2 protein-coding genes are annotated in these 5,649 nt (G+C 54.1%); both read left to right on the top strand.

Going from position 1 to position 5,649, the window contains the following annotated elements; genetic code table 11:
* The first annotated feature begins 350 nt into the window (after positions 1–350).
* Positions 351–1,712 carry a hypothetical protein gene (locus ACO0K9_RS27840; protein WP_422990625.1) on the top strand — a complete coding sequence of 454 codons (1,362 nt, stop codon included), beginning with the start codon at positions 351–353 and terminating at the stop codon, positions 1,710–1,712.
* 255 nt (positions 1,713–1,967) lie between these two features.
* A partial coding sequence (locus tag ACO0K9_RS27835) for a tetratricopeptide repeat protein (RefSeq protein ID WP_422990623.1) occupies positions 1,968–5,649 on the top strand: 3,682 nt, incomplete at its 3' end.

Genomic DNA, 5,649 nt, shown 5'->3' with positions numbered 1-5,649 from the left:
TCTTATCGGTCTCTGTTTTTGAGAAAACTGAGATTTCATGCGCCTTTCAGACCGATGACTACATTTCTGAAACAGCACCCAACGCTAACCAATTGAATTTATTCGACTTTTAACCGGACGCTAGTGGAATTGCATAAATAAAAAACGCCAACATGTGTGAGCCGTTTCATTAGAATTCTGATAAAAAGGGTTAATGCGCTGATACCATCGTGCCTCTTCGGAGACCTGATCCCGTTAGATGACGCATGCCTTGGTCTGCCTACAGCATATTGACGCACGAAGTCGTTTTGCTATTGGAATAGTGTTTTGTCGTCCCGCCATTCATAATACAAAATACATAGGAGGACGAAATGCGGGGCCACAACATTCTCATCACAGAAGCAGAACTTATTGCAAGCACATCGGAACGGGTCTACTCGATTTTGGAGATTCGTGCGGCTAGGAGAGACAGAAATGACCCTGGGTTCGATATGGAAGTTGAGAAAGCCCTGCTTGACCGCAAAGATCCGTTGATCGACCTCGCTTTGGCTCGGTTTGGAAAATACAACGAAACAATGGAAACGCTCTTCAAGAAGTTTTCTGGGATTGACCTCGGCCAAACTCGTGAACGAGCTTTACGACTGGCGGTATTGGCGAATGAGCATTTGGATGGCGTGCTCAACTTCGACTGCATCCCTAACGCCTTGTTTGGCTACAATCCAGACGGTATATTTTTGTGGCTGTCAAAGGCCAGCGATGAAGAACTGTTCGCCATGTTTGGCAACCCTGCTCTCAACGAGTCGTTTCTCCGCGATTTCCTTGAAGGCAAGGCGAGTTGGCAAGCAATGGGCGATGAACGAAGACAAACGGCGTTGCGTGCATTGGCCAATAACAAGAGGATGGGCAAGCAATATTCTGGCGACATGGACGGATATGCAGAGTTCTTACACGGTCAAGTGTTCTCTGCTACATGGAAGTTGGCAGAAACTTTGCCTGCCACGAAGGGTTGGGCTGTCATCTTGGGCAATCTGTTGAGCAAGACCCGTTGCGAACCCTTCCACGCAGGCGACCCGCTATTGATCGCAGAACGTTGGCGGCCCGCTATCGACGACGCGGCTGGACAGACCGAAGAGGACGAGCTTGCGAAGAACGGATACGCATGGGGCTATACTCTCGTACGCAAGTCACTAGCCCATTTGGCGGCGAAGACTAAGCCAGATCTTCGCAAAGAGTTGCTGAAGCACAGAGATCCCGCGATACGTGATGCGATTTATACGTTCTACGACATGACGTCAGATGAAGTTCTCGCAGCATATTACATCGATAAAAATCTGGCGGTCAACTCATGCCAGCAAAACGACTATGTGTGGCGGCGTCCAGATAGTCGCAAAGCATTACATGACATCAGTTGGAAGGCGTGCGGCGAGCTTAACAACAACTACTTGGATAGCGCCAACGCCTACAATTTTTGGGAAGCTGAGAAGAGAAAATCGCACCCTGATTGGTTTAAAGACGAAGAGGAAAATAGCGAGGTGGTCGTAATTACGCCGGTCACCAAGGCTGACATTGAAACGTTGGTCGAGGCTGTGGGCAGCAACGAGCATCTGATTCGCGAGGGGATACTCCTAGCTACTCAGACAGGGAAGACGGTTTCAACCATTCTCACTCAACTCGGTTGGGTGTGGTGGTTCTCGCTGGGAGCCTTGGTGGCTTCGTTCTTGCACCGTTTTTGATCGAAGCGCTATACGTGGCTAGCTCCTAAACCTTATTATTCCGGAAATTAAGATTGTGGTAAGCGCTATAAATTTACCTGCATCAATAAAAACCGTCAGAATCCTGGCGGTTTTTTTATATTTTAACAATTGCTTCTTAAGATGCGCTTCCTATTTACCCCGGCATCCTTCAAAATGCAGGGAATATGCTTTTTGTCTTTAAGACATCGCAATACATTGCAACACGTACTGCAAAGCGGTCAATAGGGGAAATGAATGAATTTTAAGAAGAAAGCGTTGGCATTGGCGCTTTTGACGGCTTATCTGGAAAGCGGGACTGCGCTCGCGAATTCCCCTTTGACGCAACAATTGAAAGAGCAGGCGCAATTCTGGGCACAGCGTGGCAAAGATGAAAACGCTGCCGATTCCTGGCGCAAAATACTCAAGATTGAACCGGCCAATGCCGAAGCGCTGCTGGCGCTGGTGATCTATGAAGCCAGGGCTGGCAATGCCGACCTGGCCAAATCCTATTACGGCAAGTTGAAAGGTGCACAGACCAGCAACAGCCAGTTACGCACCGCCGAAGAAGCCTTGCGTCGTGGTAACAACGGCGGGGTAGGGCAGCTGGACAATGCCCGCAAGCTGGCCCAGCAGGGTGATGCCGACAGTGCGGTGGAAGCCTATAAGATCATGGGTGACCCATCCAAGCTCAAGGGCGATGCTGCGTTTGAATATTATCAGGTGCTGGCCGGCACCAAGGCCGGTTATCCCGATGCCAAGCGCGGGCTGGAAAAAATCAAGAATGACAACCCCGGCAATGCCCGTTATGCGCTGGCGTATGCCCAGGTGCTCACCTATCGTGAACCAACCCGCCTGGAAGGTATTGCCGCGCTGGAACAATTGACCAGCAGGGGCGATGTCGCCAAACCGGCGGCTGAATCATGGCGTCAGGCCCTGACCTGGATGGGCGTCAAGAATGAAAACGTCAAACATTTTCGCCGTTACCTCGACAAGTTTCCGGATGACCAGGTCATCAAGGACCGCCTGGCCAATTTAAACCGTCCGGCCGTGACGGCAGCAGCGGAAGAAAAAGCCAATCCAGCCAAAGTGATGGCAGAGGCCAAGCAGAACACCGCAGTCAAGGCCACCGCAGAAACCAAACAGAAAATCGAAGCAGCTTCAAGGGCTGAATCAAAAGCCGAATCCAAAGCTGAATCAAAAGCCGAGGCCAGGACCAGGACAGAAGCCAAGGCAGAATCCAGGCTCGCTGCCAAAGCCGAAACCAGGGCTGAAAAGAAAGCCGCAGCAAAATCAGAAGCCAAAGCTGGCAGTGGTGATTCGCTGGATAAAGCCCGCAATGCAGCCTTCAAGGCGCTGGATGAAAACGACCTCAAAACGGCAGAGGCAGCTTTCCAGGCACTGATCAAATCACACCCCAAAGATTCGTCCGGTTATGGCGGCATGGGCCTGGTGAAAATGCGTCAGGATGAATTTGCTGAATCACGCACGCTGCTGCACAAGGCGGTGGAACTGTCCCCTGCCAATCGCAAGGACCAGTGGAAGCAGGCATCTGATCGCGCCAATTACTGGGGCCTGATAGGTGATGCACGCACTGCCTTTGAAGACAGCGACAGTGCCAAGGGTATTGCCCTGCTGCGCAAAGCGGTGGAAATGGACCCCAAGGAAACCGTCGGCATCCTGCAACTGGGCGAAGCCTTGCTGGCAGAAAAAGACGCTGCTGGTGCCGAAGCCAATTTCCGCCAGGTCTTGAAACAAGACCCCAAAAACCAGGGGGCACTCGATAGCCTGATCGGTTTGCTGGCCGAGCAAAAACGTATCAAGGATCTGGAAGAACTGAGCTCTTACATGTCGCCGCGACAAATGACGGTGCTGTCAGAGTTGAAATCTACCCAGTTATGGGACAAGGCCAAGGCAGCCGAAGCGGCAGGCGATATCGCCACTGCCCAGGCGACCCTGGAAGATGCGATTCTGATGACCCCCGACAACCCCTGGTTGCGCATGGCGCTGGCAAAAATCTACCTGCGTCAAAATGCACCGGGTGCTGCCCGTGCCCTGATGGACGCCATGGCCAATGTAGAAAACCCGCAGGCCGAAGCCCTGTTCGCCAGCGCCATGCTGAGCGCCATGCAGCAGTTGTGGTGGGAAGGCCTGATGACGCTGGAACGTGTGCCTGCCGCAGCCCGCAAGGCTGAAATGGTCGAGTTGCAAAAGCGCATGTGGCTACGCGTGCAGATTGATCGCCTGAATGTCTTTGCCAATCGGGGTGATGTTGCCCACGCCCGTGAATTGCTGGGCGTGATAGAAAGCACGGCGGGTAACGACGCAGAATTTATCGGCATCGTTGCGGCCTTCCACATGAAGGTTGGCGACCCTGCCCATGGCCTGACGCTGATCAAGCGTGCGGTGGACACTACACCTAATCCTCCGGCGGGTTTGTTGCTGCAATATGGCATGGCCTTGCTGCGTGCCAATCAGGAAGCTGAAGTGCTGGCAGTGATGCGCAAAGTCGCCGACATGCCGCGCCTGACCGCAGAAGAAGTGGGTGATTACAAAGACCTGCAACGGATCTTGTCGATGCGCTATTCGGAACGGGCGCGTGAAGCTGGCGACTTTGCCGCTTCTTTCAACTATATCCAGCCCATGTTGCTGGCCGACCCGGATGACAGTTTGGTGCTGCTGAGCCTGGCGCGTATTTACTCATCGGCAGGTGACGCGGATTCGGCGAAGGAATTGTATGTCCGCGTTTTGCAATCCGAACCGGAAAACCCCGAAGTCTTGCAGGCACTGGTGTATGCCGCGATACAGAACAAGGATTTCTCAGGCGCAGAAGAACACCTGGCTACCCTGATGCGCCTGCAACCGGATAATCCGCGCATTATTTCACTGGCCGGCAATGTCGCCAGGGCGCAGGGCAATAATGGCCGCGCACTGGAATTTTTCAGGCAGGCATTGGCCCTGGAACAGGCCCAGCATCCAGCAGCGGGCCAGGGCGTGAATGGTATACGCCTGGTGGCACAGGCGCAGCCAGCCAGTGTCAATGATTTCAGAGTCAATCCTTTTGCCGACCGCAATGCGGCAGCACCGGTCGCGCTGGCCAGTGCGCCACAACAGGCACTGGTACCGAATTCCAAGAGTGCGATTTTTGCGCCAGTAGGTGTACCCTTGCAACAGGCTGCACCGCAGTATGCCCAGCCACAATATGCTCAGCCTCAATATGCGCCACCGGCCCAGGCGCAGTATGTGCAGCCACAATATGCACAACCACAGTATGCGCAACCAGCGCAGGCACAATATGCGATTCCGCAATTGCCTGCCAGTGTGATGGCTACTGCAAGCAAGACAGTTCCCGCTGTTGCACCACTATCTGCACCAGTGCCTCAGCAAATGGCCAGCATTCCGCAATTGCCGGCCAGGGTTGCCGCTGCGTCGGTACCTGCGGCCCCAACACCTGCACCAATACCACAACAGGCTGCCCTTAATCCTGCGATTGCCATTGTGCAGGGTGGTGCCAATGCCAATACCGGTACGGCCCCAGGTGCCGCCACCGTGTACCAGATACCGCCAGCAACCGTGACCCGTACGCCACTGACCGCAGCTGCACCGGCATCGGCAGGCACACCCTTAGTCCCACCACCCTATGTCCCACCAAAAGTAAGCTACCCGGCAGCACCAGTGCCGCAGCAATATGCTGCTAGCGCCACTGGCCCTGCTGGCGGTGCTGGCACCACAGGTTACGCCAGCGGCAGTGCTTATGCAGCCAATACAACAGACAACGCTAATACAGGCAGCATCACCGCCGCCCGCAAGCTAGGCAAACCTGGCCAGACAACGAATGTCAGTCCCGAAGAAGCCGCCTTGCTCAAAGAAATCGACGCCCTCAACGAGTTGAACCACAGCCAGATCAGCGTCGAAGTGGCAGGGCGCGCACGCAGTGGAG

It is taken from the genome of Undibacterium sp. Ji50W (genome assembly GCF_049340445.1).
GTDB lineage: Bacteria > Pseudomonadota > Gammaproteobacteria > Burkholderiales > Burkholderiaceae_D > Undibacterium.
Note: the sequence above shows the minus strand (reverse complement) of the source record. Positions and strands in the feature narration are given on the sequence as shown.